Source organism: Kitasatospora phosalacinea, from assembly GCF_000717185.1.
Lineage (GTDB): Bacteria > Actinomycetota > Actinomycetes > Streptomycetales > Streptomycetaceae > Kitasatospora > Kitasatospora phosalacinea_A.
Genome location: NZ_JNYE01000011.1, coordinates 57,772 through 84,594 on the forward strand (window position 1 = coordinate 57,772; position 26,823 = coordinate 84,594).

Sequence of the window (26,823 nt, forward strand, 5' to 3'; positions counted from 1 at the left end):
CCATATGCATGTTGATGAGCTTGGTTACCCGACTGGGTTACGAGTGAGGCCAGTAGAGGAACGTCCGTAACAGCAGGAAGCCCCGACCGGGCGCCGGTCGGGGCTTCCTGCTGTTACGGACTCAGGCGGGCACGCCCATGAGGGTGTGCGCCCCCGGGTAGGTGTACCCGGTGTCTGGGCGGCCGGTGGCGGCAGCTTCCAGGGCCCTACGCCGTTGGGCCTGCTGCTGGGCTTCGAAGCGCGCTACCCAGCGGGGAACAACGCGGGTGGTTGCGCACGGGAGTAGGCGAAGCTCCATGGTCGGGGTGTCGGGAACCCCGACGGCCCGACCTTCCAGGCGGTCGACCCGAGCAGCGACTGCTCGGCGGGTGTGGTCGTCTTCGGCGCTCCGGGTGCTTTTCGGTTCGGTGATGAACGTAGCTGGGCGGGGAGGGGGCGGGGTGGCGCTGGTCGGCACGGCGCGCTCGTCGCTGTCCCATCGTGCACGGCGTTGGCCGACGAGTTCGATCACGTAGGGGTCGAGCGGGCGGTCGCCAGCGCGGTGGCGACCTGTCGGCAGGTCGGTGGCGCCGGACAGTATCCACGCGGCCAGTCCTGCCAGTAGCAAGGGGATGAACGCGAGGGAGGCCCAGGCGGTAGTGTCGTACATGTCGAGTTCTCCTAAACCGTGGCTCGACCACGCCCGGGACGGCTGCAACCGTCGCCGGGCTTCTTGTTGTTGTGGCGTCGACGATACCTCTAACTCCTCTAAGTCTTCTACTGGTCTATCTCCTCTAAGTAGCTTGCGGTCGTGGCGCTCCGTACCCTTCTGCCATGTCCGCCACCCCGCAGCCGCGTAAGTCAGCTGTCCCGCCGTACCGCAAGGTTGCGGCTGAGCTCGCCCGCGAGATCCACGCAGGGGTGTACGACTCGGGGCTGCCCTTCCCGTCCGAGTCCGCGTTGAAGGACAGGTTCGGCCGCGCCCCGATGACCATCCGCCGGGCGCTGGAGGTTGTCCGGGATGAAATGGGTCTGATCGAAACGGATTGGGGGAAGGGCTCGACCGTCCGTCCCCCCGAAACGCGGCCGGCCCCGCCCGTCGAGTAGCCGGTGCGGGGCCGTGGTCGCGGGCGCTCAGATGGGCAGGTTCCAGTTCGGTCCGTCCGGGGTTTCGAGCCAGACCGTCTGGGCCGTCGGCGTGATGGTGATTCCGAACTTCTCCTGATGCGGTTCGCCGGCGGTGCGCCAGAGGAAGAGGGCGTCCTCGACCTTGTCCCACAGGCGCAGCGGGCCGCGCTGGGTGACGGTCCATCCGCCGTTGGCGTTGGCGGTGGTGCGGGCCTGGGAGCCGGTGGCGACGTCCCAGAGGATCTGGTCGGTGCCGGCGCCGAGACGTTCGGCGGAGGGGGCGGCGAGCTGTCCCACCCATCGGCCAGTCCACGTGTCGAGCAGGGCGGGGTCGAGGATGCTCTGCCGCTCGTTTCCGGGTAGTAGGGCAACGGACGGGCGGGGCGGCCGGCCGTGGGGTCGGGCGATCATGAAGTTCACGAACCCGGGCAGGAACCGGCCGGTAGCCTCACCGGGGGCGGTGACGGTCAGGTCGGCGAGTCCGAACCCGTGTCCCCACCCGCCGATGGTGGCAAGGATTCTGCCGCCGGGGCGGACCTGGTAGAGCCACGGCTGCGGCACGTACCGTACGGCGCAGGTGGCGATCAGTCGGTCGTACGTCTCTCCGGCCGGGTCACCGAGCAGGCCGTCGCCGACGACGAGCCGCGGGGAGTATCCGGCCGCTTCGATGGCGGCGGCGGCGAGTTCGGCTACGACGGGGTCGTACTCGATGCTCGTCAGGTTCTCGTCGCCCAGGCGGTGAGCGCCGAGTGCGGTCGAGTAGCCGGTGCCGGTGCCGATCTCCAGGACGCGGTGACCGTCCTCGACGCCGAGCAACTGCCACATGTTCAAGACGAGTGAGGGCAGGGTCGACGACGAGGAGGGTTCCCCAACGACGGGGAGTCGGCCGGCGTCCGTGGCGGTGATCGTGCCGTCAGGCTGGGCGAGTTGGGTGATCAGCGTCTGATTGGTGTAGACGCCTTCGAGCCACCCGTCGTCGTTCGCGTCGACGGGGATGTACGAGGTGGGGGTGCTGCCGTCGACGGCGAGGAAGTAGGCCGGGGCGAACTTCTCGCGGGGGACCGCGCTGGCAGCCTTCACCCACTCCGGGTCGGTCAGCTCGCCGTCGGCGATCAGCTGTGCGACCAGGTCGGTGCGCAGCCTGTCGGAGGTGGTCATACGGTGGGGCCTTTCTCCAGCTGATCGGCAAGGGCGTGGGCAACCTGGTTGGTGGTGTCCTCGGGCTGCCAGGCCCATTGGCCGTTGGGGTTGCACTCCAGGAAGTACCAGTGGTTCAGGTCGGTCACGGCGAAGTCGAACGCGCCGAAGACCAGGCCGCGGGCCTTCATGTAGCGACGGATCGCGTGGGTGACGTCGTCGGGTACCGGGACCGGCTCGCAGTGCATGAGGTTCTGCTGCTCGCGCCAGTCGAGGTCAGGGCTGTCGATGCGGATGCCGAATAGCGCGTCGCCGACCACGGTCACCCGTGCGTCGAATGCCTTGCGCACCTTGGCTTGGAACATGTGCGGGCACGCCGAGATCGCGTCGGTGATCTCGGACGCCGTGACTTCGCGGACCCAGACGGTCTGGGCGGTGCCGTCGTCGGTGGTGTAGGCGGTGTTCCACAACGGCTTGTAGACGGCGCCGCTGGAGTGCAAGGTGACGAACTCGCGTGCCTCGTCGGGGTCGTTGGTGATGATCGTAGAGGGAGTCCGCAAGCCGACTTGATGGGCCGTCGCCAACTGCGATGGCTTGGACTCGGCGTTGCGGTTGGCCCAGGGGTGGTTGACATAGTGGGCGCCGCGGAGTGAGGCGAGGATGCCGCCCGCGCCCCAATTGGTCTGGTCGGCGATGAACCGCCGTTCGCGCGGGTCGAGGTCGTCCGGGCCCCGGTAGGGGGAGGGGCGGCGAACCCATACCGAGCGGACGTGTCGGAGGTCGAGTTCCCGGGTGGACGTGCGCAGGGTGCCCCCCTGGCCGCCGGCGTCGAACCGGGCGGTCAGGAGGGCACCCGCTTGCAGGTCGGTGCCGGGGTCGAGGCGGACGACGGGCACGGCACGCTCGGCAAGGATCTTGAGCACGACGTCGGTCGTCACATCGAACGGGTTGGTCAGCACCAGCACTGACCTGCTGTTGGGCATCGCGCTGTTCCTAGTCCTGGTCGTTGGCCGGCACGGAGTCCTGGTCGCTGCCGCCCGGGTTCTGGCCGTCCGCCGACCCGGTCTGCGTCGTGGTCGAGGTGTTGGTGCTGGTGCCGTGCTCCCCGAGCTCGACCGTGCGGCCGTGCTCGTCGATGAGCACCGCGACCTGGGTCTCGGGGTCGAGCACCGGCACGAGCAGCGGAACCGTGCCCGTGCCGGTGTCCGAATAGGACCCCATCCGGGTGAGTCCCCACGGGGTGGTAACCATGCATCCTCCTAAGTCGGTGGTGCTGGACTGTTCAACTTCCCTGCTGAGAAACAGGGTTCAGTGCGCCCGTCCTGGTTAGCCCATGGTCAGAGCAACCGGGCGGGAGTCGGTGCGGCCGGCGGAAGTGGCGTCGCCAACTGTGGACGCGCGACGGCCGGTGTCAGTAGCCGTCCTGGTCTGTGTCGTAGTTGTGCTCCACGTCGTGATCACCGCCGGGGTTCTGGCTGTCCGGCGAACCCGTGCTCGTCACCATCGGGTGGTCTGTGGCGGTCCATCCCATCAACGGGCCGCGCCCGTCGAGGTGCTGTACGACCGCGACCTGTGTCCCGCTGTCGATCAGTGGCGTCGGCGGCGGACCCGGGACGGGGTCGGTGGCGGGGTAGGGCTTCATCCTGCGGAGTCCCCACGGGGCGGGGCGGGTGTTGGTGCCGGTGGCGAGCGCCATGCCTGCGTTCCTCTTTGGGTTGGTGTGTTCGGCCGCGAACCGCGCAAGCGCGGCGCGGAACTGCCGGGCGGCCTTGGACGACCCGGGACGGCGCAGGGGGATGCCCCAGGTGGTCATGAGCCGGGCGATTCGGAGCGGGCTGATCCGCTCGTTCAGCGCCAGCCACAGCAGCGGCGTGCCGGTCTCGTAGCGGATGCGAATGGATGTGGGGTCGGGGACGTGCGGTACGTCCGGCTCGCGGCAGACCGCGATCACGTCGACGCCGTTGAGGTCGTCGACCATGGCCCAAGTGCCGTACTTCCGACACGCCGGTCCCATGTCATCGACGAGGCGGAAACAGAGCAGGGCCAGCACATCCGGGTCGAGTCCGGCGGAAGCGGCGAAGTTCGCCAACTTGTCAGCGAGGGTGTCGCAGTTGAGTCCGGTTGCGTTGCCCTCGATGGGGTGGCCGGCGCCATGAAACCGGAAGTCCGCCGACCAAGGGCGCTGTTGTACCGGCACAACTCTCCTTCCCGCGGCGCGAATTGGAGGCTGGTCGCCTAACGTGACCTGCCCAGGGGCGGGCGGTGTGCGTGAGGCGTCAGGCCGAGCGGACCACGTCCGGCAGAGGGACGCCCAGTTGGGTCATCGGGAACCCCCGGCCGGCCTTCCGTGCCTCCAGGGCGGCGACGATGCGCCGCTTGGAGTGCTGGTCGATCACGACCGTGTCAAGCTTGTCGACCGCCACGAACCGCACCTCGCCGTACCCGCTACCGGGCGTCGGCCGCATCAGGTTCGCCGCAACGTCCGTGAGCTCGCCGCCGTCGAGAACCACGTTCACCCCCGGGGCGTAACGGTCCCGCGGAACCCAGTCCACCCCGATCACAACCGGTGAGACGCCGGCGTCGCTGTCGAGCCGGACCCGGACGAGCCTGGCGGCGGCGTGAACGGGCGACTCGTGGTCGAACTCCCCCCAGGTGCCGCCCGGCAGGCCCCAGCGCGGCGTGTGCAGGGTGTCCTTGTACACGAGGCACACCAGCGTCTCCTGCTGGCCGTTCGCGGCCTTCGCGTCGACCGTGAACACCACGTGCGTTCCCAGGCGGGCCGGCGGCGGGTCGGCCTTGAGATCGGTCCCCGGGAACGTGCCTTCGCTGCTCACAACTTCTCCATTTCTGTCGTCGGTTCGGGCTCCGGCTGCGGCGCTGTCCGAGGGGTCGGCCGAGGTGGATTCCCTCTCGCTCGGCCGGCGCCGTCGAAGAACTCTGCGACACGCGACGAACCGCGAACGAGCGTCCTAGGCCGCATCAGCGGGCCGTACCTCCGAGCGCGGAAGGAAGCGCTCACAGCCGCCGCCCGGCGGGCGCCAGTGGATGGTGTCCCCGTTGATGTGGACGCACTCGCCGACCTTGCCGCCGTTGGTCATGTCCTTGATGGGGTCGCCGACCTTGGGTGCGTAATCGGCCCTGCCGTTGCTCACCGCCTGCTCCGTTCTGTCGTCGGTGCGTAACCAGCATCGGCAGGAGGCGGTACGGTGACCAGACGAAGAACCATGACACTGACTATCTGTCATGATCGCTTGGGGGGCGGGAGTTGGCTCGTCGTACTGTCGATAGAGATCAGAATCCGACAGACATGACACCGGCTGCGTTCGGCTGGTTGCTAGGCGAGCTTCGGGTGAAGGCTGGTTTCACCATTGCTGGCCTGTCCCGCGAACTTCACTGCGATGCCTCCCTCGTCAGTCGGTTCGTATCGGGCGAGCGGGTGCCGGCCGTTGAGATGGTGCGACAGATTGATGAACTCCTCAGAGCCGATGGGCTCCTGTTGAACGCCTACGGCCGCGTGGGGTGGTACCGGGAGGTCGCCCACCCCGAGTGGTTCCGAGTCTTTGCCGACCGGGAGAAGCTGGCCGACGAGGTACTCGACTACTCGATCACCCTGATCGCAGGACCGTGTCAGCACCCTGACTATGCAGCGGCACTGTTCGGACGAGGCCAGGTTGATCCCGACCCGGAGGAGATAGAGCGGCGCGTCGCAGCTCGACTGAGTCGGCAGGCGCGGTTCCTCGCCGACGATGGGCCGCGGCTTGTCGTGGTTGTGGATGAAGCCGCGATCCGGAGGGTTGTTGGTGGTCCGCAGGTGATGCGGCGCCAACTCGCCCACCTGCTGGAGCTGATGAAGCGCCCGAACATCGTCATCCAAGTTGCTCCGCTGGCGTTGGGCGAGCGCACACCCGCAGGTACCTCGTTCACGCTCTTGACCATGCCGAACGGTCAGCGACACCTCTACTCAGAGAGCTTGAACAGTGGCCACTTCACCACTGATCCGGGAGAAGTCCAACGCTTCTTTCGGGCCTATGATCAGCTTCGCGGCAGTGCACTCTCTGTTGCGGAATCGGCCGCTCTGATCCGTCGTGTCATGGAAGGACTGGTCAATCCCATGTCGTCACAGCCGACCGGCGTCGAGGCGCTCCGGGCAGTCGCTATTTTCAAGAGCTCCAGCTACAGCGACAGCAACGGCGGGCAGTGCATCCAACCGGCACTGAACCTGATCGCCTCTCATGGGGTAGTGCTTGTGCGCGACAGCAAGGACCCCGACGGGCCACTGCTGGCCTTTCCTCCGGCGGTCTGGGAGACATTCGCTACCGAGGTCGGCACGGGGGCGTTCGGCGAGGTCTGACCCCACACAACGACGAAGGCGCCCCCTGCACCGGCCGTAGCCAGTGCAGGGGGCGCAGTGCTTGTAAGGCAGCTGCCGGGAAGCATGCTGCTACGTCGCCGATGACACGGCCAGCTTCGCGGCGAAGCCTGCGAAGAGGACGGCGACAGAGGAAGTGAGGCCGGCGGACAGCCGACGACGGCGGCGGAAGGCAGTCGCCAGAGCAGTGCCGGCGAAAATCAGGGTGGAGAGGTAGAGCATGCTGAACGTCTGCAGGATGCCGCCCAGCACGACGAAGGACAGGGCTGGCATTCCATACGATGGGTCAACAAACTGTGTGAAAAACGACAGCAGGAACAAGATCGCCTTGGGGTTGAACAGGCTGACGATCAGCGCCCGGCGGAAGGGGCGTTCCGTCGCCGACTCCACGCTCGGCGCGTCCTCGTCGGACGAGGCACCGTTCCTCTGCTCGCGCCAGAGCTGGACAGCCGATCGGAACATGCCGATGCCCAGCCACAACAGGTAGGCCGCGCCGCCGAACTTCACCACGGCGAACACAGCGGGGTTCGCCCGCAGCAGGGAAGCGGCACCGAGGGACGTCAGGGAGATCAGCGTCAGGTCGCCGAGGAACACGCCGGCTGCGGCGCTATACCCCGTACGGATGCCCTTCCGGGCCGCGACCGACAGAACGTAGAGGGAGTTCGGGCCCGGCAGTAGGACGATGACGAGCGCCCCGAGTATGTAGGTTCCGAGGTCTGTGACGCCGAACACGGCGGTTCCTTCCGGCGCGAGGGTGAGGGAGGCCGAATCATCGTAAGCGCAGGTTGAGCCCCATCCAACGGAAAAAAAACAGAGCGCCCCCTGCGCCGGCACGCGGCCGGTACAGGGGGCGCAGTCGTGCCTACGGGGGGTCGAGGTGGCGGGCGGTGCGCTGGTCGACGCGGTCGACGGCGTCGCGCAGCGAGCTGCCGCTGTTGGGGTGCAGCTCGTGCTCGACGGTGGCGAGCTTGCCCTCGATCCGGTCGAGTCGGGCCATGACGCCGGGCTGCTCGTCGGTGCCGGCCCAGTCGTCGACGACTTCCTCGACGCGACGGGCGAGCCGGTGCGCGCCGCGGGCGACGCGCCAGAGCAGGCCGGCGGCACCGGCGATGGCGACGACCGCGCCGCACCACAGCACGAGGGCGTCGAGGTGGTCGACGCCGGTCGTCGCGTTGCTCAACGGTCGGTGTCCTCCTTGGACGGGGTGCGCAGCCACGCGGGCAGCAGCTGCTCGACGACGGGCAGGGCCATGACGCGGGTGACGGCGGTGGCGACGGTGAGCGCCAGGGCGACGCTGGGCACGGTCTGCGGGATGCCGGCGGTGGAGACGAGCAGGGGGAGCGCGGCGAGCAGGCCGAACAGGGTCTGCAGGCCGGTGCGGATGGTGCGGCGGGTGGTCTCGGTCAAGGCAGATCGTTTCCTCTCGGGTGGGGTGATCAGGTGACGGGGGCGGTCCAGGCGGCGGCCCAAGTGGCGGGGCCGATGATCGAGTCGGGGGTGAGGCGCTTTTCGATCTGGAAGGCCCGGGCGGCGGCGGCGGACTTCGGGCCGTAGACGCCGTCGACGTCGAGCTGCCAGCCGCGGGCGCGCATCCGTTCCTGCCAGCGGCGGACGTCGTCGCCCCGCATGTAGGGGGAGCGCAGGGAGATGTACCGGCCGGGCCAGGCGGGAGCGGTCGGGGCCGGCCGGGTGGGCGGGGCGGGCGCGGTCGGGGCGGTGGGGGCGCCGAGCAATTCGGCGGCCCGCGCGATGATCGCGCCGCGCTGCGCCTTGCGGATCTCGCCGGGGCAGTCGGGGTGTCCGCCCCACGCGGAGCCGCCGGCGCCGTGCCAGGTCAGGCCGCGGTCGGTGGTGTTGTCGACGACCTGCAGCGGCCAGCCCCACAGGCGGGCGCCCCAGGCGTAGATCTGCGCGACGCCCTCGATCTGCGCAGGGGTGAGCGGTTCGGACGGGTACCCCTCGGTCTCGACGCTGGCGTACACGCGGTTGCCGGCGGCCTGCGCCCACGCGCGGTCGGAGCCGGTGTCGACGTACTGCTCGATCGAGCCGCTCTTGCTCACCCAGAAGTCGGAACTTGCCTGGCTGGACGACTGGTTGAACCATCCGAACGGGCTGGTGTCGTCGGCCTGTACGTGCAGGACGAGGCCGCGCTGCTCGGTGCGGCCGTTGGGGGTGCGGTTGATGACGGGGCGCCAGGTGGCGCGGTCGAAGCGGGCCAAGGTGATGTTCCTCCGGGCATGCGAAAGCCCCCGGGCCGGTGCGGCACGGGGGCGTGAAGTGGTGGGGCGGGTCAGGTCAGGACTGGACGCCGATGATCGAGCTCGGGCAGACGCGGACGCGGCCGGAGCCGGAGACGCGCCAGGCCCGGATTTCGACTGTGACGTAGTCCATGTAGTTGCCGGGGCACAGCAGCGGGCCGTCGGCGGCGTAGTCCCAACCGCCGTTGGTCTCGTGGACGGAGCCCCAGGGGACGTCGTCGATGTAGATCTGCGCGCGGCCGACGGTCCCGCTGTCGGCCTGCAGATAGAAGGCGGTGAGCAACTTCGGGTGGTGGCGGACGTGGTCGCCGGACCACATGGCCCAGGGACTCCCCTGGTCGGTCCACGTGTACCGCTCAAGGTCGTTGGACGGGTAGAGCGGGGTCTGCAGGTAGGGGCGGGCGAGTCCGCCCGTGTTCCGGTCCTCGGAGAAGATGACGTGCCCGCGTGAGTCCCAGATGTCGAGGCCCTGCGGCACGATGCCGTCGGTCCACATCGACAGGGCGAGCGATCCGTCTTCGCGGCGCAGCAGTAGGCCGTACTGCGGGCTGCCATCGGGGTGGTTGGGCAGGACGTCGCCGATGTGCAGGACGGCGGTTCCGTCGCCGTCCTTGACGGTGAGGGTGCCGCCTTCGCCGATGGTGACCTGTCCGTGCTGGATCTGGTCGAGGGCGGGGCGGGTCTGAGATCGGCCGGTCAGCTCGCGCACTGTGCGTTCGAGGGTGCGGATTCGGTCGAGGAGATCCTGCGGGATGGCTGCCAACTAGCTTGCCTCCAATAGGAGTTTGGCCGACTCGGGTCGGCCGCGTTGGGGTGGGGTGACCGACCATCCGACGATGCGGAATCGGTCGGTCATGCCGTCCGGCCACCACAGGTCGGTGATCCGGACGCGGGCGGTCGCGCCGAGAAGCGCGGGGGTGATCTGGCCGTCGAGTCGCACGGTCAGCTCGGGGACGGTGAGGGGGTGCAGGCGGGCGGCGGCGTCAGCCCGTGCGTGCTCGTCGAGGGTGTCCTGCTGCTCGACGGTGGAGTAGTCGGAGCTGCCGTCGAGGCGCGGCCAACCGGCCGCGACGTCGTCCTCGTCGACAATCAGCTCGGACAGCAGGGGAGTTGACTCGGCGGTCTGGTTGCGGTTGACGGAGCTCCCGCGCGACTGCCAGGTGTTGGCCTGGCCGGTGGCGTCGGTGGGCCAGGTGTAGGAGAGGATCGGTCCGGGGTGGGTGAGCACCACCTCGTGGGCGCCGGCGCGGATGACCGGGCTGCCCATCTGCAGCAGCTTGACCCGCCGGCCGGAGTCAGGGTCGCGGACGGACGCGATCCGCCACTCGAACCCCCGCTCGGTGTGCGCGAGTTGCTCGATCAGGTCGCGGATGATCGGCAGGTCAAACCGGGAGTACTCCCGATCACGGGTGACCCCGGACAGCACCGTGTCGTACTCGATGCCGATGTCGCCGCCGGGCTGCTGTGCGGCGTAGTCGATCAGGTCGCGGACGATGTCGAACTGATCTATCCCGTTGGCGAGTTGGGAGTCGTACAGGATGCGGCGGGCAAGGTAGCTGTCCCAGGTCGCGGCCTGGAGCTGCAGCGCGAGGTATCCGCGGCTGTCGCTGCCAAGGCTGGTGGTCCACAGGATTCCGCCCCACCACAGGTCGGCGCCGCGCTCCACCCACAGGGCGGTGCGGCCGGGCACGAGGGCGTCGCGGGCGCGGGCGGCGAGGCGGCGGTCGGTGATCCGGACGGCGCCCGACAGGGTGCCGGTCCGGCCGAGGAACTCGTCTAGGGAGACGTCCCACAGCGGCAGGACGTCGAGCAGCTGGTCGGAGCGCAGGTCGCAGATCAGGACGCGGTACGGGGTGCGGATGCTCAACTGGCCACCCCCAAAGGCGTGTTAGGTCACGCGGCCTCGTAGGTGATCTGAATGCGCATGTTGGCGCCGTTCGCAGCCCACCCGTAGCCGAGCGAGCCGGGGGTGAACCACCCGAGGTCGCTGCCACGGGTGGCGAAGATCGTTGCGATGCTCGCGGCGCGGTCGACGGTGGGCTGCAGGGCGTGCCACGGGCCCGACCCGTCGACGTGGCGTCCGGCGCCCTGCCAGCCGACGACGGCCGAGCCCGGGTCGGCGGAGGGGAAGGGCAGAGAGACCGTGATGCCGCCGGTGCCCAGCGAGCTGCCGGTGCCCCAGTTGATCCACGCGATGACTTCCACGCGCTTGCCGATCCGGCAGTACCGGCCGCCGACGGTCGAGGCGCCGAGCGCGCTCAGCCCTGCCCAGGTCGGGGTGTAGCCGGTCCAGTTCCCGAACGGCAACCATGCGGTCCCGTTCCAGCGTTCGGGGCCGTAGCTGGAGTCGCGCAACTGCCCGTTGTACGAGCCGGAGGCGAGGGAGCTCGGGGCGATGCCGCCGAGCGCGGCCGGGTAGGGCACCCAGGCCGTTCCTGACCAGCGTTCGATCCGGGCGCCGGTGTCGCGCAGTTGCCCGACGTAGGCGCCGGGGACGGTGGAGGCGTCGGGGCGGACGCCGCCGGCCGCGACGGTGAACACCCGTAGGTCGGTGACGGCGCTTGCCCAGGTGATGCCGCCGTTGCCGGCGGAGATGCCGGCGGGCACTTTCACCTGCCACAGCGGCAGCGAGCACGCCGGGGCGGCGGGCGGCTGCGGGGCCGCGGTCGCCTGGCCGGGCACGATTTCGACCGTCGCCAGGCTCTTGCCGGTCGAGTCGTAGAGGGTGTCGTACACCTTGAGCACGACCAGGTCGTACCGGTCGTACTGCGCGTGGCCGGGGTCGAAGGTGAGGACTTCCGGGGCGGTGACCACCGCGGCGTACGCGCCCTGCGCGGTGGTGCCCTGTACGACGGCGCGGCCGACGTCGAGCTGCGCCTGCATGGCGGCGGTGCCGGTGAGGTTCAGGGGGTTGCCGCCCGGGATGATGCCGGGGGCGGTGGTGAGCGGGCCGGCGGGGGTCATGGTGCCGGTGGGGGCGGCGCGGGTGTCGGCCCGGGTCTGTCCGGCCGGGGGAAGCCAGACGGCGCGCACGGTCACGGCGACACCACCTCCTTACCAGTAGGCGTGTCGCCAGCGCAGGACGGCGCGGGCGGCGGGGTCGATGGGGGTGTCGGGCGCGGCCCGGAACGCGAACTCGCTCACCCCGGGCGGGACGACGAGCAGCTGCTCGGGGGCGCCGGTGGTGGTGTAGAGCCGGGAGGCGCCGGCGAGGGTCACCTCTCCGGTGGCGCCGTCGACGAGCAGCTCGTCGCCGGCGGCGAGCTCGATGTCGTACGACCAGGTGCGGCCGGTGGCGGTGTCGGTGAGGGACGGCCCCGACACGGGCCCGCGGAAGGCGAGCACCGCGGGGGCGGGCGCGTCGCCGGCGTTGGTGACGGTGAGGGTGCCGGCCGATCCGGCGGAGCCGAGATCGAGCGACAGCAGGCTCTCGGTAGCCGGGTCGGCGGTGACGTGCCAGTCGAGGCCGGCCTCGTCCCGGGGCAGGGCTGTCTCGGCGGACTGCTCGTCGAGGGAGTACCGGCGGGGGTCGCTCGCCTCGAACTGCAGCGCGCACCCCGCCACGGTGCCGGTGCGGTAGCCCTTCCCGATCGGGATCGCCTGGCGCAGGCAGCGCGCCCACACCAGCAGCGGCCCGCGCTCGTCGAGCATCACGACGAGCGGCTGCTCGTCCTCGCTCAGCGCGGTGCCCGCCTTCAACTCCCGCATCGCGGCGCCGATCCGGCCGCCGGGCGCCCGGATGGTGAGCTTGTCGACGGTGATCGTCCGCGGCTGCGCCCACAGGTCGCCCGGGTAGGCACCGTGGGCGGACGGCCGCGGTGTGGTGCCGGAGTCGAGGGCCGGCGAGTCCTCCCACCCGGGCAACTCCCGCCACCGGTACGGGGTGCCGGGGCCGAGCAGCAGCTCGCCGAACTGGATGTGACCGGGGGCGGTGACGCGGTCGCCGGCAGGCATGGCTCACCACCCCCGGCCCTTCATCTGCCACGCGAGCGCGGCGGCGGTCTGGTCGGGCGACTGGTCGGGCGCCGCGTGCCAGTTGTCGATCTGCACCAGCGGCCCACCGCCCGCGCCGAACACACCGGCGCCAACCGGGGCCGCAGCCAAGGGGGTTGGGGAGATGCCGAGTGAAGCGGTGATGTCCGGCGGGGTGGGGACGTCCACCAGGTTGCGCATGGTGCGGGTGAGCGCGCCCTGCCCGCTCTCGATCCCGCGGATGATGCCGGCGGGAATCCAGCGGCCAACTGCTTTGGCCATGACGCGACTTGGCGAGTGGATGCCCAGCGCCTTGGCGATCGGGCCGGGGATCAGGTTCTTCGCCCAGCTCATCAGGGTGTCGCGCAGCCACGACCCCATGGACTGGATGCCCGACCACAGGCCGCGCACGACGTCGCGGCCCTTGTCCAGCAGCAGCGAGCCCAGGTTGCCGACACCGTCCGCGATCAGGCCCGGCAGCGAGCGAACGAAGGCGAGCAGGGCGCCCGCCTTCTCCGCCACGCCGGTACGGATCGAATCCCAGTGCTTGATGATCAATCCCGCGAGAGTCCAGTTCAAAAAGAATTGGACGATCCGGCCGGGGATGGAGGAGAAAAAATCAACTACCGCATTCCAGGCGGTTGCCGCACCGGACTTGATCGAATCCCAATGCTTGATCAGCAAGCCAACCAAGGTGAAATTCATGAAGAGGTCGACGAGAAATCCGGCGACTTCCTTGACCTTGGTCCAAATCCAATCCCAGGCTGCGACCGTCGCGGAGCGGATGGTGTCCCAGTTGGCGACGACCAGCGCGACCAGGGCGACGACGGCCGCGATGATCCAGCCCACCGGCCCCATGGCCATGACCCAGGCCGCGGCCATCCGGGCGGCCTGCAGCAGGCTCTGCACGCCCATCAGCACCCAGGCGCCGACGACCCGCGCAGCCGCGCCGACCGCGCCGGCGCCCTGTGCGATCCAACCGGCCAGGATCACCGCGTTGGTGGCCAGGAAGCGGACGCCGCTGGCGACGGCCGCGGCGCTCTGCGCCACCCACGAGGCGACGACGCTGACACCGGTCGTGGTGGCTTGCGCCGCAAGCACGATCAGCGTCGGCAGCATCACCGCAGTGATCACGCCGGCCGCGATCGAGAACGCGAGGGAGTGCTCGCGGACGAATCCGGCGCCGCTCTTGAGCGTGTCGCCGACCCGGCCGACCCACGCGGCGCCCGTCATCAGTGCGGGCACCACTTCGGAGCCGAGCACCTCGACGAGCCCCTGCTGCAGCGACCGCGTGAAGACGCTGAGCTTGGTCGATGCGTTGTCGCGCATCGTGTCGCCGGCCTTCGCCGCGGCCCCGTCGACAGCGCCCAGGGAGGCGACCGCGGCCGACGGGTCCAGCGAGAACAATGCGCCGGACAGGTCCTCGGCCTGCGAGCCCAGCAGAGCGAAGCTCAGCCGCGAACGCTCCGTCGGGTCCTTGACCTGCCGCAGCCGGTCCATGATCTGGTCCAGCGCGGCATTGGCCGCCGGCCCGCCCTTGTTGAAGGCAGCGGCCATCTTGTCCGCATTCAGGCCAAGAGACTTGAGCCCGTCGGCCGCGCTCCCGTCCTTGACCCTGATATTCAGTTCTTTGAAAGCGTCCGCGACGATATCCGCATCGCGGGCACCCGCTTGCAGGCCCTGATGGATAAGGCCCATCGCCTGCGCCCCACCAATTCCCAAATCCCGGAATTGCGTGGGGTACTCGTTGAATGTGTCGAGGAGATCCTCGGCTTTATTGGCGCCGAGCTGCTCGCCGCGTACGAGAATGTCGAACGCCTCGTCGGCGCTTTTGGCCATTCCCGTTTTGAGCATCTGCCCGACCGCGGTCGCGGTCGGGCCGACGTCGTCGCCGAGAATGTCGGCGACCTGCTGCAGCCGCCCGCCGACCTTGGTCAGCTCGGCGGAGGTGGCGTTCGCCGGTACGAGGCCCTGCTGCCACAGGGCTTGAAGATCCTCGTTCGCGGCCTCGACGCTGTCGGTGTAGGCGCCGGCGAACAACGCGCCTGCCGCCTTGCCGAGTTCGGCGGACTGGGCCGAGCTCGCGCCCAGCTTCGCCGCAAGGAGGTCGGTGCCCTTGTCCTGCTCGACGGCCTCGTGCAGACCGGCCATCACCGCTGCGCCGATCGCGCCGCCGATCAGGGCGCCCTTGACCTTGCCGAGCGCGTCGGCGATGCCTCCGCCGGCCTTGTCGGCGCCCTTCTCGGCCTCGTCGGCGATGCCGTCGCCGAGCTCCTGCCCGGCCGCCCGGCCGCCGCGGCGGGCCTCGTCCTCGACGACCTGCGCCGTGCGGCGCACGCCCTGCTCGGTGCGGCGCAGGCCCTGCTCGGCGCCGGAGTCATCGACGTCGATGACGGCGAGCAGCTCGCCGACGGTGAGCGCCAAGGCTGCTCACCCCCCTTGCCGAGCGCAACCTGCGCCGGATGACTCGGACCGGGGAAACCGTGGTGTTCGGCTTGATGCAGCTCGCTACGTTCCGGCAGGTAGGCCGGTGATCGCGGCGATGTCCGCGGGGTCATCGACCACGCGGGGAGTGCGGCTCCACAGGTCGCGGAACCGGGAGTGCTCGTCGAGCCCGCCGAGCAACGTCACGAACCGGCGCTCGGTCAGGCCGGCGATCTGCTCGGCGCTCAGGTGGTAGGTGCGGGCGAGGTCGGACTCGACCGCCGCCCAGTGCGTCAGGACGGCCGACCAGAAGCCGCCCGGCCCTTCTTCTTCGGCTTCTTCCGGCGCGCCGCCCGGTTCGGCGCCGGCGCCGGAGCGGCTTTTCCCCGGGCCTTCGCCGCGGACTGCTCGTCGTACAGGGCGGCTGCCCGCTGCATGGAGACGGAGCCGGGGGAGCGGACGTTCGCGGCCGACCAGATCAGCACGATGCCGAACTCACGGTCGTCCATGCCGTTCTCCGCCCAGTGGTCGAGGGCGTCCTCGCCGACCAGGGTCCGCAGGATCATGCGGACGTCGTCGGGGTTCTCGGAGTGCTGCAGCCGCTCCATCTGCAGAGAGAACAGCAGCGGCATGGACTTGGGCAGCCGGTAGGTACGCCCGTACAGGCGCAGCGGCACGCCGCCGCTCCCGCTCTGGCGCTGCTCGGCGAAGAACGCATCGAAGTCCGCGACGTCGACGGAGACGCCGGCGAAGTGGTCGACCTGGTCGAGGTCGAGATCGTCGTCGAGGCTCACGCGCCACCCCCGCCCGCCGCGACCGGCGCCGTGCCGGGCTTGCCGCACCGGGTGATGGTGGCCGACCAACTCGTCTTCTCGTTGGTCCCGCCGCCCTGCTCGCCCGGGGTCACAGTGGCGTCCCACAGCACCCACGTGGTCTGGCTCTTGTGGCGCCAGCGCACCGGGTTGTGGGAGTCGGCACCCAGCCGGTTCGCCCACTCGCCGTCGATGTACGCCTGGCCGGCGTCCTGCTGGCCGGTCTTGTCGGCCGCGAACTTGGACTCCAGGGCGATGGTCGCGCCGCGCTGCATGACGTCCTGCGAGTAGTAGCCGTCGTCGTCGAACGCGGTGATGTCCTCGGTTTCCTCGTTCTCACCGGGGTTGTGAGTGAACGAGTTCAGCAGCCGGATCGGCAGCCACGTCTCGGGTTCGGCTGTGATGTCCTGCACCTCGAAGATCCACCCGCGGGCGTCGATCGGCCGGGGTGCGGTGGAGGTGGGCATAGGTCACCTCCTAGAAAGGTCGGGGGTTGGTGGCCTCGATGTCGAGGCGGAGGTTCACGACGTGCTCGTGCCGGCCGGCAGAGTCGACGCCGAGCGGGTACGGGGTCTGCTGCGCGATGCACAGCACCAGCCAGAGCCCGCCGGGGAGTTCGACGCCGGCGAGCCCGTGCAGGGCGGAGAAGATCGCTTCCGCGCGGGTGCGGGAGATACGGGGGTCGGCAGTGCCGCGCACCCGCACCTGCAGCGACCGCTCGTCCCACCCGTTCAGCGGGTCCGGCTCGCCGGCACCGTAGAGGGTGAGCTGCACCGCGCGGTCGGGTGCGGTCGGCATCGTCTCGGCGAAGCAGTCGCCGGCCGCGCCGGTCGGGTCGTAGACGAGCAGGCCGGCGGCGTGCAGATATCGGGCGAGTCCGTCGAGAGGGTCAGTGATGGGGGCACCTCCGCGGTGGCGTGCTGGCAAGCGAGGTCGCCTACCGGCTGGCTGCGGGCTATCTTCGGAGGCCCAACCCGTAGAAAGCGATGGACAGATGAGCTCTGGGAGCTTTGAGCAGTTGGAGGCCGACTACCGCGCGGCGCTGGATCGGACCAGCAAGGCGCACTCGGCCGTCGAGGCGTTGCGCGGGAGCGTCGAACCGCTTGGAGTGGGCCAGCCCCCGGAGATCTCGGCTGCGCTGCGGGCTGCGGAAGGTGAGGCCCAGCAGGCGTGGAATGCGTACATTCCGGTGCGGGATCGCTACTGGGCTACGCGATGGGGTCACGAGGGCAACCCGCCCAAGAAGTAGCTACCGCAAGACGCGCCGCACTGCGGCAGCGATGATCTGTTCGACCGTCCCGGACTCTTCGGACAAGGGGCGTTCGAGGTACTTCGCGCTGCGGCCGGGGTCGTGTCGGGCGGTCATGTCCTCGTGGACGCGCACGGCGTAGGGGGTGTCGTAGGAAACGGCGGCGGTCAGCTGCTGCTCGTCGACGGACGCGACGCCCGAGCGTTCGAGGGTGCCCTCTTCGATCGGCACCAGCTGCCGGGAACGCTGCAGGACGTGCTCGGCCGCGGCGAGCAACCCCCGGGCGGCGCCCGCCCGTTCGGCGCGCAGGACGACGTCGCCGGTCCAGGTGACGCGGGATCGCTGCGGACTCACTCGGCGCTCACCTCCCGGTGTGCGGGCACGGGCAGGCCCGGGGCGTCGACGGTGGCGATGCTGATCGGGACCGTTGTGCGGCCCGACGGCAGGGTGATGCGGGAGCCGGCGGGCACGTCGGTGTCGAGGTCGAGCAGCAGCTGCGCCGAGCTGACGACCTGCCGCCCGTCCGGGGCCCGTACGAGGCGGATCGTTTCCGAGACCAGCGCGGGCACGTCCTCGTCGGGCGGGTCGTACAGCGGCCCGTACGCCGAGTCACCCCGGTACCGCTCGATGGTGATCCGGTGGCGCAGCAGCCACGCCGGTATGCGGGTCACCACTCGTGCACCCCGTGCCCGGTCAGGCCGGCCCGCTGCAGCTCGCGCAGCGCGCGGGGCGCCAGGTCGAGCGCGGTCGGCAACGAGCTGTTCGCCGACAGGCTGACCGATCCGGCGGAGACGGATAACCAGCGGGCCGATGCGCCGGTGCCGTCCTCGCCCGCGGCGAGCAGGTACTCGACCTGCGCGCACGCGGCGTCGGCGAGGGCCTGCGCGTGCGCGGGGTCGGCGGGGGCGCCGGTGGAGGTGACGGGGTAGCAGGCGGTCAGCAGCGCGTCGTCGATGTCGGCGGACGCGCGGGCGAGCAGCCGCTCGGCGTCGGCCGGGGCGGGCTTGCCGGTGTAGGCGGCGAGCTGCTCGGGGGTGGCGTAGGTGCCCACGGCCACCCCCTTCTACTTCGTGCCGGTGCCGCGCCCCTTGGCCGGGGCGGGCGGGGCAGTGGCGGCCGGGTCGTCGAGCTGCTCGACGGTGTAGCCGTGCCGCTGGAAGTACAGCCGGGCGCCGGCGGACAGCTCGTCGACGGTGGCGTGCCCGTCGGCGAAGTGGACGCCGGCGACGGACCGGTGTTCCCCGCTGGTCGGGGACGTGATCGCGTAGGCCATCAGCGCACCTTGACGTTGCGCAGGACGGCCGCGGCCCGGGTCGCCTTGAGCACGACCGCGACCGGGCCGAGCTCGACCTCGCCGACCTTGACGGCGCCCGCGGAGTCGAAGTTGGGCAGCCACTGCCGCACGAGGGCGTTACCGGTGGTCGACACCCCGTGGAAGCCGTCGACGTCCAGGCGCACCGCGTACAGGTCCGACAGGCCGGTGATCTGCCCACCGGCGCCGGCGCCGTCGACGTCGCGGGACTCGATCGGGATCACGGGGTCGGCGCTGCCCGACTTCGCGCCCAGGTCGACCAGGGCAATGCCGTTGTACGACTCGATCGTCTGACCGAACGAGTTCTCGGCGCGGGTGTAGTAGCCAGCGCGGCGCGCCAGGCTGCGAATCCGCGCGATCAGCTGGGCGTTTCCGAGCAGCGCGCTCGGGGTGCCGTCGAGCAGCGACAGGAACTCGTCGAGCAGGTCGAGGGCGTCGTTCGCCTTGCCGCTGTCGGAGCCGAGCGCGGCGCCAGTCCAGTTGACGGAGGTGCCGGCGCCCATCTCGGTAGAGGAACCGGCGAGCGCGATGTCGAGCCCGTCGAACCCTTCCTCGTCGCCGGGGGTGGTGACGCGCTGGCCGTTGATGACCTGGTCGGAGAAGAACGCCGAAGCGCTCTTGACCTTCTGCGTCATCTGGAACGCGACTTCGTTGGACGCGGCCGGGCCCAGGTTGGCGAGCGTGCGGTCGATCTCGAACGCACCGCCCAGCGGGGCCAGGTCGACCGAGTACCGCTGACGCTTGGCAGCGGTCTTCGGGTACTCGAAATTGATCTTGCGGAAGCTCGCCGGCTGCTCGGTGATGACGCGGGTGTAGTTGTAGGTCAGCGTCGCGCCGCCACCGGCCGGGTTCACGGCGGTGTCGAACTTGAGATTGTCCAGCAGCCACGAGGACTTCCGGAACTCGTCGATCACCTTCAAGTCGACGGCGTCCGTGGTGTTCAGCTGCGCGTCAGCCAGGGTGATTGCCATGGGGTGTACCTCCTTCGTGGTCAGCCGCTGAACTGGGCGGCGATGGCGTCCGCGAGCGTGGCGGGCTGGGGGGTGGTCTGGGGGGAGCCGCGGAACTCGCCACCGGAGCGGGCCGGGCGAACGAGGGCGGCGCGGTACAGGTCGGGGTCGGCGTCGACCGCGGCGGTGATCGCGGCGCTCAGCTGGTCGGCGAACTGGTCGCCGTCCGGGTCGAGCTTGGCGAGCGTGGCGGCGAACGCCCGGCTGTTGAGCAGCCGGTCGGGGCGGGCGCCGGCGTCGGTGGCGGCCTGGTGGGCGGCGAGCTCGACGCGCGCGGCGCGCAGCTGCTCGCCCTGGTCGGCGAGCTGCCGGTCGCGGTCGGCCACCGCGGCGGCGAGCTGCACCGGGTCGGCGGCGGCGGGGCCGGCGTCCGGGTTGATCGCCCGTTGGATGGCGTCGAGGGCGGCCTGCAGCTGGTCGCGCTGCTCGGTCGCCTCCGTGGCCTGACGCTGCGCGTCGGCGAGCTGCTCGGCGGTCGGGCCGGCCGGGGCGGGCGCCGGCGGAGCGGCGGGCGGAGACGGGGGAGCGGCGGGCGCCGGGGAGGTGGGGTCGGTGGCGGCCGGGGCGGGCGGCCCGCCGTCGCCGCTGCCGCCCAGGACGGGCCAGATCGGGCGTCCGTCGCGGCGCAGGCCGACGGCGCGCAGGCCGGTGCGGGGGTGAACGGGCAGTGCGGGCATGGGTGCTGAACCCTTCCGTTTCGGGGATGCGAGCATGCGAAAGGGGGCCCGTCCAGCGGACCCAATGAACTAGTGACGCTCAGTCAAGTGCCTGGCTAAAATGGGCTCGGGACCAGAACACCCCTTCCCGCCGAAGCGTCCCCGGCGGACCGCTGTGTCGCTCAGCGGTGGCGAAGTTCGCCCTTTCTCCCTTCACAGGGGGGAAGGGGCAAGCTGAGCTGGAGTTGATACTCATGGTTGATGACCTCGACGCCGTCCAGGTCATTTACTACCTCGTGCGTCTGGCGTTCGAGTGCATGCGCTATCGGACGCTCAAGCTGACCTCGAAGCGATCACAGTCGGGGACGGAGGCCCGCGAGGATAAGAAGTAGTTGCGCAGGGGCCCAGCGGTTGCCGGGCCCCTGCGGCTGTCAGCTCTCGTCGCTGATCAGTGCGGGGTCGCTGCCCTGCCGGTAGCCGCGCAGCCACGCGGTACGCAGCAGGTCGTCGCGGCCGTACGGGCAGGCGGTGACGCTCTGGCCACCGCGGGCGGCCTGCTGGCCTGCCTGCGTGGCGTTGACGGCGTCCTCACGGAAGCCCACGGCGTCCCCCTCAGAACTTGTTGTGCCGGTCGCTCTTGGCCTTGCGGGCGGTGTCCGCCGCGGCGCTGCGAATGCCGGTCAGCTGTTCACTGTACTCGGCGAGCGTCAACCGCGGTGCCACTTCTGACCAGTAGCGTTTGAGTTCCTCGGACGCCCGTGCGTACGCGATGTGCGCTGGCCCGGAGAACAGCGATCGGGCGTCGACGCCGTCGTGCTCGGCCTTGCGGGTGAGCAGGTAGCCGCGGCACCACTCCTCGGCGTCGAGCCACTGCCGGTAGACGTGGTCGGCGTACTGCTCCCGGATCTGCTCGCGGGTGTACGCGGCCCGGTTGACCTGCTCGAACGCCTCACGTTCGGCGAGCCACCGCTCGGCGGCGCTCAGCCCTGCGTACGGGTCTTCCGGGGTGTCCGCGTACAGGTGCGACCAGTCGTCCGGGCCGGGCACCGGGCGCAGCGCCTCGTCGAGGGCCGCCTCGTCGGCGAGCTGCGCCTCGATGCCGCGGCCGGCGTGCGCGGCCGGTGCCTCGACGGGGTAGCGGCGGTCGAGCTCGGCGGCGAGCCGCACGGCCTCGTCGGGACGGGCGTAGCGCACGGCCCAGCCGAGTACCTCGTCGCCGACCGCCGACAGGTCCGCCAGCAGCCGCCCGCCAGGGAACGTGGCGGCGAGCAGCTGCCGGCGGTCCGCTTCGGCGGCGAGCTGGGCGAGCTCGTCGCCGGCGGCGTGCCGGGCCCGCTCGGCGAGCTGCTGCTCGGACATGCCGATCAGGTCGCGGCGGGCGCCGGGCAGCGCGGCGTCGACGTCGCGGCGGTCCATCTCGGCCGCCACGCGCAACACCCCCTCGTCGTCGAGCAGCGGGAGAGCGCGGGCGAGCTCGTCGTCGCCGAACCCGGTCAGGTCCGCAACGACCCGACCGCCGCCGGGGCGGACGCGGTCGAGCAGCTGCTGCTCGTCGCGCCGGTTCGCCTCCGCCTCGATCCGGGCGCGGTCGCGTGCGTCGAGACTGCCGTGCCGGATCGCGGCGCCGAGCTGCTCGTCGCTCATCTCGCGCGGGGCGAGGTGGTCGCCGGCCCGCACCTTCGCGGCCTCGACCGCATCCGGCGCCATCGGCCCGCGGGCCTCCGGCAGGTTGCCGGCCCCGGGCTGCTCCCGGTAGCGCAGCCGCTTCAAGTTCGGGTGCTGGGCGAGGTGGTCGCGCATCCGGCCCTGCCACTCCCGCACCCGCTGCTCGGCCACCTTCTTGCCTTCGGGGGTGGGGGACGCGGCGGCCCTCGCCTTGTACTTGCGGATCTGCCGTTCGATCGCGCGCTGCCGCTGGCCGGCCTCGTACTCCGTGCCGTCCGAGCGCATCGGCGGGACGATGGACGTCACGCCCGGGGTGTAAGCACTCAGCGAGTGACGGCAGTTGGGGTGCTGCAGGCCGCTGCGGCGGGCCTCGTCGACGCTGCCCGCGACCCACACGCGCAGCATGCGGCCGTCGACGGTGGCGTGCTCGACCTCGACCTCGCGGCGCCCGTCCGGCCCGTCGAGGGAGAGGAGTTTGCCCTCCCAGGGCTTGCACAGCGGGCACTCGCGCGGGGCGTTGGAGACGATGACCAGGTCGACGCCGGCCGCGCGCAGCCGGTCGCCCTGAGCTTCAACTGCCGCACGGCCGACGGAGGTTCGTACCGCCATCTCGACGTACGACGTCACGCGCCAGGGCCGGCCGGAGCGGTCGACGAACGAGCGCACGCCGCGGTCGGCGAACCGCTCCATGGCCCGTTGGCTGGCCTGCCTGCGGGTGTCGATGCCCAGTAGCGGGGTCGCGCTGATCTCGGAGATGACCTGTCGGTATCCGTCCTCGACGCCGCGCAGAATGCCGCGGTGGGCGGCGGTCACCAACTCGACTGTCTCGGCGGCGAGCCGGTCGACGGCGCGGCCGGCTGGGGTCGACTCCGCGATGCGGGCGGCGTCGACGTCCGCCAAGGCGCCGAGCTCGGCGAGCCCCATGCGGGCGCCGCGGTTGTACGCCTCCGCGACCACGTCGTGTACCTCGGTGGTCATGGCGGTACCGAGCGCGTCGACGACCGCCTGCGCCGCGCGGCGCAGCGGCTGCACGTCCGCCAACTTGGCCACCGCCCACCCCGGGGCCTCGTACCCGGCGGTGAGCTGCCGGGCGACGATGCCGAGCAGCCGCTGTTCGGCGTCCTCGTACAGGGCCCGGACGCGCTCGGACAGGTCTTCGGCCATCCATGGGGAGACGGGCACAGGCCGCACCTCCTGATACCACGTCGACTGCTTGCGTCGCTAATCACTTGCGACCATGTGACCGACTTCATGCAAGATGCAGAAGTGTGGCTCGCGCCGAGCCAGACGATCAGGGAGTGATTACATGACAGCAGAAGCGAGCATGCCGGCATGGCAGGGGCGGAAGTGGCAGCTCTTGACGCAAGAGGCCAGCCTTTCGGCGCAGTCCATTGGAATCGGCCTCTCTTACCTCAGGAAGGCAAATAGCGACCATCCCGGCCTTTATTATGGTGGATTCTTCAACTATTCGATCGGTCTTGAGCGTCTAATGAAGCTGACGCTTCTGGTTGACGAGAGGATTCGGGAGGGAAAGTTTCCCGAGTCGACGGATTTCAAGAAAGCCTACGGGCATGACCTGGCCAAGCTGCTGTTGGCGATTCATCGCGTTCGACAGGATGTCGACCCGGTGGATTTGAGGTGGGAATATCCGGCGGGCCCTCTTGCTGGCATAGCCATTGATAACCTTGCCGATTTCGCCAAGTTCGACCGGTACCACGGGCTCGATACTCTCACCGCAGCTCCAAAGGTTAAAGACATCGACCCTATCGCCAGATGGTACAAGGAGGTCGGTGGGCCGATCCTGCAAGGGCGTCCAGTGCGATACTTGGAAGTCGACTCTGCAAGGGTGGAATTTCTTAATGTGGCCATCGGAAGTGCTGCGATTATGCGGGGGGTTGGTGAGGATGGATCGGTGGTGGAGACGATAGGGGGTGCATATCTGAAATCTAGGGATTCCGAGTATATTGCAAAGCATGGCACCTTTCTCTGTGCCGCCATCGCGCGCTATGTTGCAGACGTTCTTTTGGCTCTATTTTGGAAGGGGTGTGCGGCTGGCGTCGATGAGCTTCCCGTATTCTCTGAATTCTTTGCTCAGTTGATGAATTCGGATTCGACGCTCAAGGGGAGGAAGTCCTTCTATATTAGATGAGGAATTGGGCTGAGATCGGGGACGGTCTGCCCGGTCTCGGCGTGGATGCGCTGGACCTCGGTCGCGACGGCGTCGTCGTCCCAGTCCGGATGGACGCGGCGCACCTTGGTCTCGGTCGAGATCGCCTGAGCCTGCGCCAGCAGCGACAGCGTCTGCGCGGTCGAGGCGGGGTCTTCTGCGACGGCCGGCCCGAACAGGACTGTCGGCCGCTCCGGGGTGAGGGTGGAGAAGCCGAGCGCCCGGTCGAGCTGCAGCATGGCCTCGACGATGTCCGCCAACGCCGGTGCGGCGTAACGGGTCTTGGCTCGCCGGGTCACCATGCTGTCGTGCTCGCGGGCCTCGACTTCCGTTGCGGTCGCGGCCGGCCCGCCGTCGAGTCCGAAGGTCTGCGGGCTGTACCCGCCGGCCTCGACGATTTGCCGCACGAGCGCGTCGGCGGTCGACTTGTGCTCCTCGACGCGGATGGCGAACTGGTTCATGGTGATGCCCGCGCCGGCCTCGGTCGGCGGGATGTCGAGGCTCGACCAGACTTCTTGGTCCTCGTCGAATCCGGCGCCCATCCCGGGGCCGCGGTCGCGTAGGTAGCCCTTGGGCACGATCAGCCGGGCGCGGGCGAGCCTGATGTCGCGCATCCAGCTCGACCACGTCTCGTCGAGGGCGTCGCACAGGTCCCGGGCCGGGCCCTGCAGGTCCGAGCGGCCCAGGGGCGAGCCGCGGAAGGTCCGGTTCGGCCCGATGTTGGGCATGTAGGCGGCGGTCAGCAGCGGAATGCCGGTCTCGATCGCGCCGGACGGCCCGAGGGAGTCGACCACGGCGGCCGTGCTCGGGTGCTCGGTGAGCGGCACCGTCCGGCCCAAGTTGTCGCCGGTGCCCAGGTACAGGCCGTGCTCGATCCGGCCGCGCTCGTGCCGCTCCAAGCGGCGCAGCACGGTTGCGCCGGAGCGGTCGAGTTCCTGCCAGAACGTCACGGCGGTCATGTGGCCGTACCTGAACTCCGGCAGCGCGCAGTCGGCGTGCACGTGGGTGAGCAGTGGGCGGGGGCCGATTTCGGCGTCCCACGCGGTGACCAGGTACACCCCGCCGAGCGCGGCGGACACTTCGGCAGCCTCCAGCAGCAGGCGCGCGGCCCGGTCGCCGGTGAGCTCGTCGAGTCGGTCCTGCAGCGCAGTGTCGGACACCGTCAGCCGCGGCGGTTCGGAGAACAGCAGCGCGGCGGACTTCCGGGCGACGTCGGCCGGCATCGGGATGTGCAGCCGCTGCTCGCGCAGGCCCGGAGCGGGGGCGCGCCCGCGGCCCCACAGGCGGCGCTGGCCGTCGGCGCGGTGCTCGGCGGCGCCCTGGTGGACGGCGGCGAGCTTGCGCCGGTCGCCGGAGTACCACGCGGCGTCGATGGCCATGTCGGCGAGCTCGGGCGCCCACTGCCGGGGCGGCCACGGTGCGCTGTTGTCAGGCAGGGGCACTGTTCACCTCCTGCAGCAGGTCGGGCACCAGGTGCCGCCACTCGGCGGCGGTGGAGTGGACGACGTACCGCAGCGCGTCGGCCGAGTGGTCGTCCCGCTTGATCGGCTTGTCCTCGCCGGCCGCGGCGGCGCTCGCATCCCAGGAGTAGCCGGGGAGTTCGCCGAGCAGCCCCTCGCACGAGCGGTGAACGCGCAGCAGGCCGCAGTCGAGGACGGTCGACGTCGAGCGGATGCCGTCGAGGACGTCGTTCCGGGCCCGCGCCGTGCCGGGGTGCCCGTCCTCCCAGAGCTGGGCGAGGAACGAGGCGGCGCTCGGGTCGACGAACGTCCACTCCGGTTCGACGTCGAGTGCGTCCAGCCAGCCGCGCAGGGCGGCGCTGTACTGCGCATCGGTCATCTGCCGACGCCGGGTGCGGGAGTCGTAGCGCCACTCCGCGCAGGCGTAGAGCCGGTCGTCGTCGCCGAGCCCCAGCAGGACGGCGGCGAACGGGTTCGTGGTGCCGTAGTCCACGGCGAGCCAGTGCCGCACGATGGGCGGCAGGTCGTCAACGACGTGCTGCTGCTCGTCCCACATGTCGTAGATCGCGCCCTCAGCGACGACCCACGCACCGTCGACCATCCGGCGCCGCCACAGGCCGACGTACTCGGCACGCAGCGAAGCGACGTACGCTGGCGCCAAGGACGGGTTGTCGGCGAGCGCGAAGTGCCAGGATTTCAGGTCGAGTTGGTCCTCACGGTCGAGGTAACCGACCTTGAGCCAGTGGCGCGGGCTGTCCGGGTTCGTCGTCCCCAGCAGCTTCGCCCCGGGGACGGACAGGCGGGCGAGCAACTGCACCCAGAACGCTTCGGGGAGCAGGGTCGCCTCGTCGACGTAGGCCAGGCACGCGGTCAGGCCGCGCAGGCGGCCCTCAGCCCGGGCGTCCGCGGCGCCGATCAGGTGCACGGTGCGGCCCAGCACCACCGCGGTGGTGGCACCGCGGGTGTGCCGGACCTGCGCCACTACCGGTCCGAACAGAGCGGGGTCGGTGAGGGGTTCGAGCACGTTGCGCTCGATCGTCTGCAGGCTGCGCCCGACGATGACGATCAGCCCGGACGACGGCGCCTCCGCCACGGCCAGCAGGAAGGCCAGCAACGAGGCCACCGTCTTTCCGCTGCGCACCGCGCCGTGCCACAGGTTGATCCGGGCCTGCGCCTGCGCCACCGACCGGAGCTGCTTGCGCGACAGAGGAAGGGAGTTGAGCAA

The 26,823-nt window shown here is 70.3% G+C and carries 34 protein-coding genes; 5 read left to right on the forward strand and 29 right to left on the reverse strand.

Annotation, left to right across the window (positions count from 1 at the left end):
• Positions 1-121: 121 nt before the first annotated feature.
• A complete protein-coding gene (locus tag OO57_RS06705; RefSeq protein ID WP_033251361.1) occupies positions 122-649 on the reverse strand; it encodes a hypothetical protein in 528 nt (175 codons plus the stop codon).
• Between the two features lie 164 nt (positions 650-813).
• Here OO57_RS06705 and OO57_RS06710 point away from each other — a divergent pair, with 164 nt between their 5' ends.
• Complete coding sequence (locus tag OO57_RS06710; RefSeq protein ID WP_081973500.1) at positions 814-1,086, forward strand: GntR family transcriptional regulator; 273 nt, start codon at positions 814-816, stop codon at positions 1,084-1,086.
• 27 nt (positions 1,087-1,113) lie between these two features.
• Here the strand turns inward: OO57_RS06710 and tgmC are convergent, their stop codons facing one another.
• The 6 genes from tgmC to OO57_RS06740 form a co-directional block, all read right to left on the reverse strand.
• Positions 1,114-2,265, reverse strand: a complete 1,152-nt coding sequence (tgmC, locus tag OO57_RS06715; RefSeq protein WP_033251363.1) for an ATP-grasp peptide maturase system methyltransferase — start codon at positions 2,263-2,265, stop codon at positions 1,114-1,116.
• Positions 2,262-3,227: an ATP-grasp ribosomal peptide maturase gene (gene tgmB, locus OO57_RS06720; RefSeq protein WP_033251364.1), complete on the reverse strand. Its 966-nt coding sequence runs from the start codon at positions 3,225-3,227 to the stop codon at positions 2,262-2,264. Before tgmB ends, tgmC begins: the two co-directional genes overlap by 4 nt.
• Before the next feature lie 10 nt (positions 3,228-3,237).
• Entirely contained in the window at positions 3,238-3,495 is a 258-nt protein-coding gene (tgmA, locus tag OO57_RS06725) for a putative ATP-grasp-modified RiPP (RefSeq protein ID WP_033251365.1), read from the reverse strand.
• Between the two features lie 160 nt (positions 3,496-3,655).
• The gene (gene tgmA, locus OO57_RS43610; RefSeq protein WP_051776756.1) at positions 3,656-4,441 is read right to left on the reverse strand and encodes a putative ATP-grasp-modified RiPP; all 786 of its coding nucleotides are present in this window, start codon (positions 4,439-4,441) and stop codon (positions 3,656-3,658) included.
• Between the two features lie 79 nt (positions 4,442-4,520).
• On the reverse strand, positions 4,521-5,078 hold the full coding sequence (locus OO57_RS06735; RefSeq protein WP_033251366.1) for a hypothetical protein: 558 nt from the start codon (positions 5,076-5,078) through the stop codon (positions 4,521-4,523).
• A gap of 135 nt (positions 5,079-5,213) precedes the next feature.
• Positions 5,214-5,396 (reverse strand): hypothetical protein, encoded by a 183-nt coding sequence (locus OO57_RS06740; protein ID WP_033251367.1) that lies wholly within the window; start codon positions 5,394-5,396, stop codon positions 5,214-5,216.
• A 155-nt stretch (positions 5,397-5,551) separates the two neighbouring features.
• Between OO57_RS06740 and OO57_RS06745 the strand changes: the two genes are divergently transcribed.
• Positions 5,552-6,595 carry a Scr1 family TA system antitoxin-like transcriptional regulator gene (locus tag OO57_RS06745; RefSeq protein ID WP_051776758.1) on the forward strand — a complete coding sequence of 348 codons (1,044 nt, stop codon included), beginning with the start codon at positions 5,552-5,554 and terminating at the stop codon, positions 6,593-6,595.
• A 90-nt stretch (positions 6,596-6,685) separates the two neighbouring features.
• Here OO57_RS06745 and leuE read toward each other — a convergent pair whose 3' ends face one another.
• The 12 genes from leuE to OO57_RS06805 form a co-directional block, all read right to left on the reverse strand.
• Positions 6,686-7,345, reverse strand: a complete 660-nt coding sequence (leuE, locus tag OO57_RS06750) for a leucine efflux protein LeuE (RefSeq protein ID WP_033251368.1) — start codon at positions 7,343-7,345, stop codon at positions 6,686-6,688.
• Positions 7,346-7,475: 130 nt separating this feature from the next.
• Complete coding sequence (locus OO57_RS06755; protein WP_033251369.1) at positions 7,476-7,793, reverse strand: hypothetical protein; 318 nt, start codon at positions 7,791-7,793, stop codon at positions 7,476-7,478.
• Positions 7,790-8,020, reverse strand: a complete 231-nt coding sequence (locus OO57_RS06760) for a hypothetical protein (protein WP_033251370.1) — start codon at positions 8,018-8,020, stop codon at positions 7,790-7,792. Before OO57_RS06760 ends, OO57_RS06755 begins: the two co-directional genes overlap by 4 nt.
• A 29-nt stretch (positions 8,021-8,049) precedes the next feature.
• Positions 8,050-8,832 carry an N-acetylmuramoyl-L-alanine amidase gene (locus OO57_RS43615; RefSeq protein ID WP_051776760.1) on the reverse strand — a complete coding sequence of 261 codons (783 nt, stop codon included), beginning with the start codon at positions 8,830-8,832 and terminating at the stop codon, positions 8,050-8,052.
• A 76-nt stretch (positions 8,833-8,908) separates the two neighbouring features.
• Complete coding sequence (locus OO57_RS43620) at positions 8,909-9,634, reverse strand: hypothetical protein (RefSeq protein ID WP_158715037.1); 726 nt, start codon at positions 9,632-9,634, stop codon at positions 8,909-8,911.
• The gene (locus OO57_RS06775) at positions 9,635-10,738 is read right to left on the reverse strand and encodes a hypothetical protein (protein WP_033251371.1); all 1,104 of its coding nucleotides are present in this window, start codon (positions 10,736-10,738) and stop codon (positions 9,635-9,637) included.
• A 26-nt stretch (positions 10,739-10,764) separates the two neighbouring features.
• Positions 10,765-11,910: a hypothetical protein gene (locus tag OO57_RS39180; protein ID WP_051776765.1), complete on the reverse strand. Its 1,146-nt coding sequence runs from the start codon at positions 11,908-11,910 to the stop codon at positions 10,765-10,767.
• A gap of 15 nt (positions 11,911-11,925) precedes the next feature.
• On the reverse strand, positions 11,926-12,825 hold the full coding sequence (locus tag OO57_RS06785) for a phage tail domain-containing protein (RefSeq protein WP_033251372.1): 900 nt from the start codon (positions 12,823-12,825) through the stop codon (positions 11,926-11,928).
• A gap of 3 nt (positions 12,826-12,828) precedes the next feature.
• Positions 12,829-15,267, reverse strand: coding sequence for a phage tail tape measure protein (locus tag OO57_RS06790; protein ID WP_033251373.1), 2,439 nt, complete (start codon positions 15,265-15,267; stop codon positions 12,829-12,831).
• Positions 15,268-15,560: 293 nt separating this feature from the next.
• On the reverse strand, positions 15,561-16,061 hold the full coding sequence (locus OO57_RS06795) for a hypothetical protein (protein WP_033251418.1): 501 nt from the start codon (positions 16,059-16,061) through the stop codon (positions 15,561-15,563).
• The gene (locus OO57_RS06800) at positions 16,058-16,546 is read right to left on the reverse strand and encodes a phage tail tube protein (protein WP_033251374.1); all 489 of its coding nucleotides are present in this window, start codon (positions 16,544-16,546) and stop codon (positions 16,058-16,060) included. The genes OO57_RS06795 and OO57_RS06800 overlap by 4 nt, the downstream gene beginning before the upstream one ends.
• 10 nt (positions 16,547-16,556) lie before the next feature.
• On the reverse strand, positions 16,557-17,006 hold the full coding sequence (locus OO57_RS06805; protein WP_234337243.1) for a minor capsid protein: 450 nt from the start codon (positions 17,004-17,006) through the stop codon (positions 16,557-16,559).
• A gap of 91 nt (positions 17,007-17,097) precedes the next feature.
• Here OO57_RS06805 and OO57_RS06810 point away from each other — a divergent pair, with 91 nt between their 5' ends.
• Positions 17,098-17,328 (forward strand): hypothetical protein, encoded by a 231-nt coding sequence (locus OO57_RS06810; RefSeq protein WP_158715038.1) that lies wholly within the window; start codon positions 17,098-17,100, stop codon positions 17,326-17,328.
• Here OO57_RS06810 and OO57_RS06815 read toward each other — a convergent pair whose 3' ends face one another.
• The 6 genes from OO57_RS06815 to OO57_RS44590 are packed head-to-tail and all read right to left on the reverse strand — an operon-like array spanning position 17,329 to position 20,327.
• Positions 17,329-17,682, reverse strand: coding sequence for a minor capsid protein (locus OO57_RS06815; protein ID WP_033251376.1), 354 nt, complete (start codon positions 17,680-17,682; stop codon positions 17,329-17,331).
• The gene (locus OO57_RS06820) at positions 17,679-17,999 is read right to left on the reverse strand and encodes a hypothetical protein (RefSeq protein WP_033251377.1); all 321 of its coding nucleotides are present in this window, start codon (positions 17,997-17,999) and stop codon (positions 17,679-17,681) included. Before OO57_RS06820 ends, OO57_RS06815 begins: the two co-directional genes overlap by 4 nt.
• Complete coding sequence (locus tag OO57_RS06825) at positions 17,996-18,379, reverse strand: hypothetical protein (RefSeq protein WP_033251420.1); 384 nt, start codon at positions 18,377-18,379, stop codon at positions 17,996-17,998. Before OO57_RS06825 ends, OO57_RS06820 begins: the two co-directional genes overlap by 4 nt.
• 12 nt (positions 18,380-18,391) lie before the next feature.
• Entirely contained in the window at positions 18,392-18,601 is a 210-nt protein-coding gene (locus OO57_RS06830; protein WP_033251378.1) for a hypothetical protein, read from the reverse strand.
• Positions 18,601-19,611: a major capsid protein gene (locus OO57_RS06835; protein ID WP_033251379.1), complete on the reverse strand. Its 1,011-nt coding sequence runs from the start codon at positions 19,609-19,611 to the stop codon at positions 18,601-18,603. The genes OO57_RS06830 and OO57_RS06835 overlap by 1 nt, the downstream gene beginning before the upstream one ends.
• Positions 19,612-19,631: 20 nt before the next feature.
• Positions 19,632-20,327 (reverse strand): hypothetical protein, encoded by a 696-nt coding sequence (locus OO57_RS44590; RefSeq protein WP_033251380.1) that lies wholly within the window; start codon positions 20,325-20,327, stop codon positions 19,632-19,634.
• Between the two features lie 167 nt (positions 20,328-20,494).
• Between OO57_RS44590 and OO57_RS06845 the strand changes: the two genes are divergently transcribed.
• Positions 20,495-20,698 carry a hypothetical protein gene (locus OO57_RS06845; protein WP_033251381.1) on the forward strand — a complete coding sequence of 68 codons (204 nt, stop codon included), beginning with the start codon at positions 20,495-20,497 and terminating at the stop codon, positions 20,696-20,698.
• A gap of 39 nt (positions 20,699-20,737) precedes the next feature.
• Here OO57_RS06845 and OO57_RS44595 read toward each other — a convergent pair whose 3' ends face one another.
• Positions 20,738-20,908, reverse strand: a complete 171-nt coding sequence (locus tag OO57_RS44595; protein WP_199811215.1) for an Rmf/CrpP fold protein — start codon at positions 20,906-20,908, stop codon at positions 20,738-20,740.
• A gap of 10 nt (positions 20,909-20,918) precedes the next feature.
• Positions 20,919-23,153, reverse strand: a complete 2,235-nt coding sequence (locus tag OO57_RS38355; RefSeq protein ID WP_035789666.1) for a phage minor capsid protein — start codon at positions 23,151-23,153, stop codon at positions 20,919-20,921.
• A gap of 124 nt (positions 23,154-23,277) precedes the next feature.
• Between OO57_RS38355 and OO57_RS43630 the strand changes: the two genes are divergently transcribed.
• Entirely contained in the window at positions 23,278-24,120 is an 843-nt protein-coding gene (locus OO57_RS43630) for a hypothetical protein (RefSeq protein ID WP_158715039.1), read from the forward strand.
• On the opposite strand, the gene OO57_RS06855 is transcribed toward OO57_RS43630, so the two are convergent.
• Positions 24,108-25,580, reverse strand: a complete 1,473-nt coding sequence (locus OO57_RS06855) for a phage portal protein (protein ID WP_033251382.1) — start codon at positions 25,578-25,580, stop codon at positions 24,108-24,110. The two genes, OO57_RS43630 and OO57_RS06855, sit on opposite strands and share 13 nt — an antisense overlap.
• Positions 25,567-26,823: a PBSX family phage terminase large subunit gene (locus OO57_RS06860; protein WP_033251383.1), complete on the reverse strand. Its 1,257-nt coding sequence runs from the start codon at positions 26,821-26,823 to the stop codon at positions 25,567-25,569. Before OO57_RS06860 ends, OO57_RS06855 begins: the two co-directional genes overlap by 14 nt.

Excerpts from the sequence above, each read along its gene's own strand:
- tgmC (WP_033251363.1), bottom strand. The coding sequence starts at position 2,265 with ATGACCACCTCCGACAGGCTGCGCACCGACCTGGTCGCACAGCTGATC.
- OO57_RS06835 (WP_033251379.1), bottom strand. The coding sequence starts at position 19,611 with ATGGCAATCACCCTGGCTGACGCGCAGCTGAACACCACGGACGCCGTC.
- OO57_RS06710 (WP_081973500.1), top strand. The coding sequence starts at position 814 with ATGTCCGCCACCCCGCAGCCGCGTAAGTCAGCTGTCCCGCCGTACCGC.
- OO57_RS44590 (WP_033251380.1), bottom strand. The coding sequence starts at position 20,327 with ATGCCCGCACTGCCCGTTCACCCCCGCACCGGCCTGCGCGCCGTCGGC.
- OO57_RS06705 (WP_033251361.1), bottom strand. The coding sequence starts at position 649 with ATGTACGACACTACCGCCTGGGCCTCCCTCGCGTTCATCCCCTTGCTA.
- OO57_RS06745 (WP_051776758.1), top strand. The coding sequence starts at position 5,552 with ATGACACCGGCTGCGTTCGGCTGGTTGCTAGGCGAGCTTCGGGTGAAG.
- tgmA (WP_033251365.1), bottom strand. The coding sequence starts at position 3,495 with ATGGTTACCACCCCGTGGGGACTCACCCGGATGGGGTCCTATTCGGAC.
- OO57_RS06800 (WP_033251374.1), bottom strand. The coding sequence starts at position 16,546 with ATGCCCACCTCCACCGCACCCCGGCCGATCGACGCCCGCGGGTGGATC.
- OO57_RS06785 (WP_033251372.1), bottom strand. The coding sequence starts at position 12,825 with ATGCCTGCCGGCGACCGCGTCACCGCCCCCGGTCACATCCAGTTCGGC.
- OO57_RS06830 (WP_033251378.1), bottom strand. The coding sequence starts at position 18,601 with ATGGCCTACGCGATCACGTCCCCGACCAGCGGGGAACACCGGTCCGTC.
- OO57_RS43630 (WP_158715039.1), top strand. The coding sequence starts at position 23,278 with ATGACAGCAGAAGCGAGCATGCCGGCATGGCAGGGGCGGAAGTGGCAG.
- tgmB (WP_033251364.1), bottom strand. The coding sequence starts at position 3,227 with ATGCCCAACAGCAGGTCAGTGCTGGTGCTGACCAACCCGTTCGATGTG.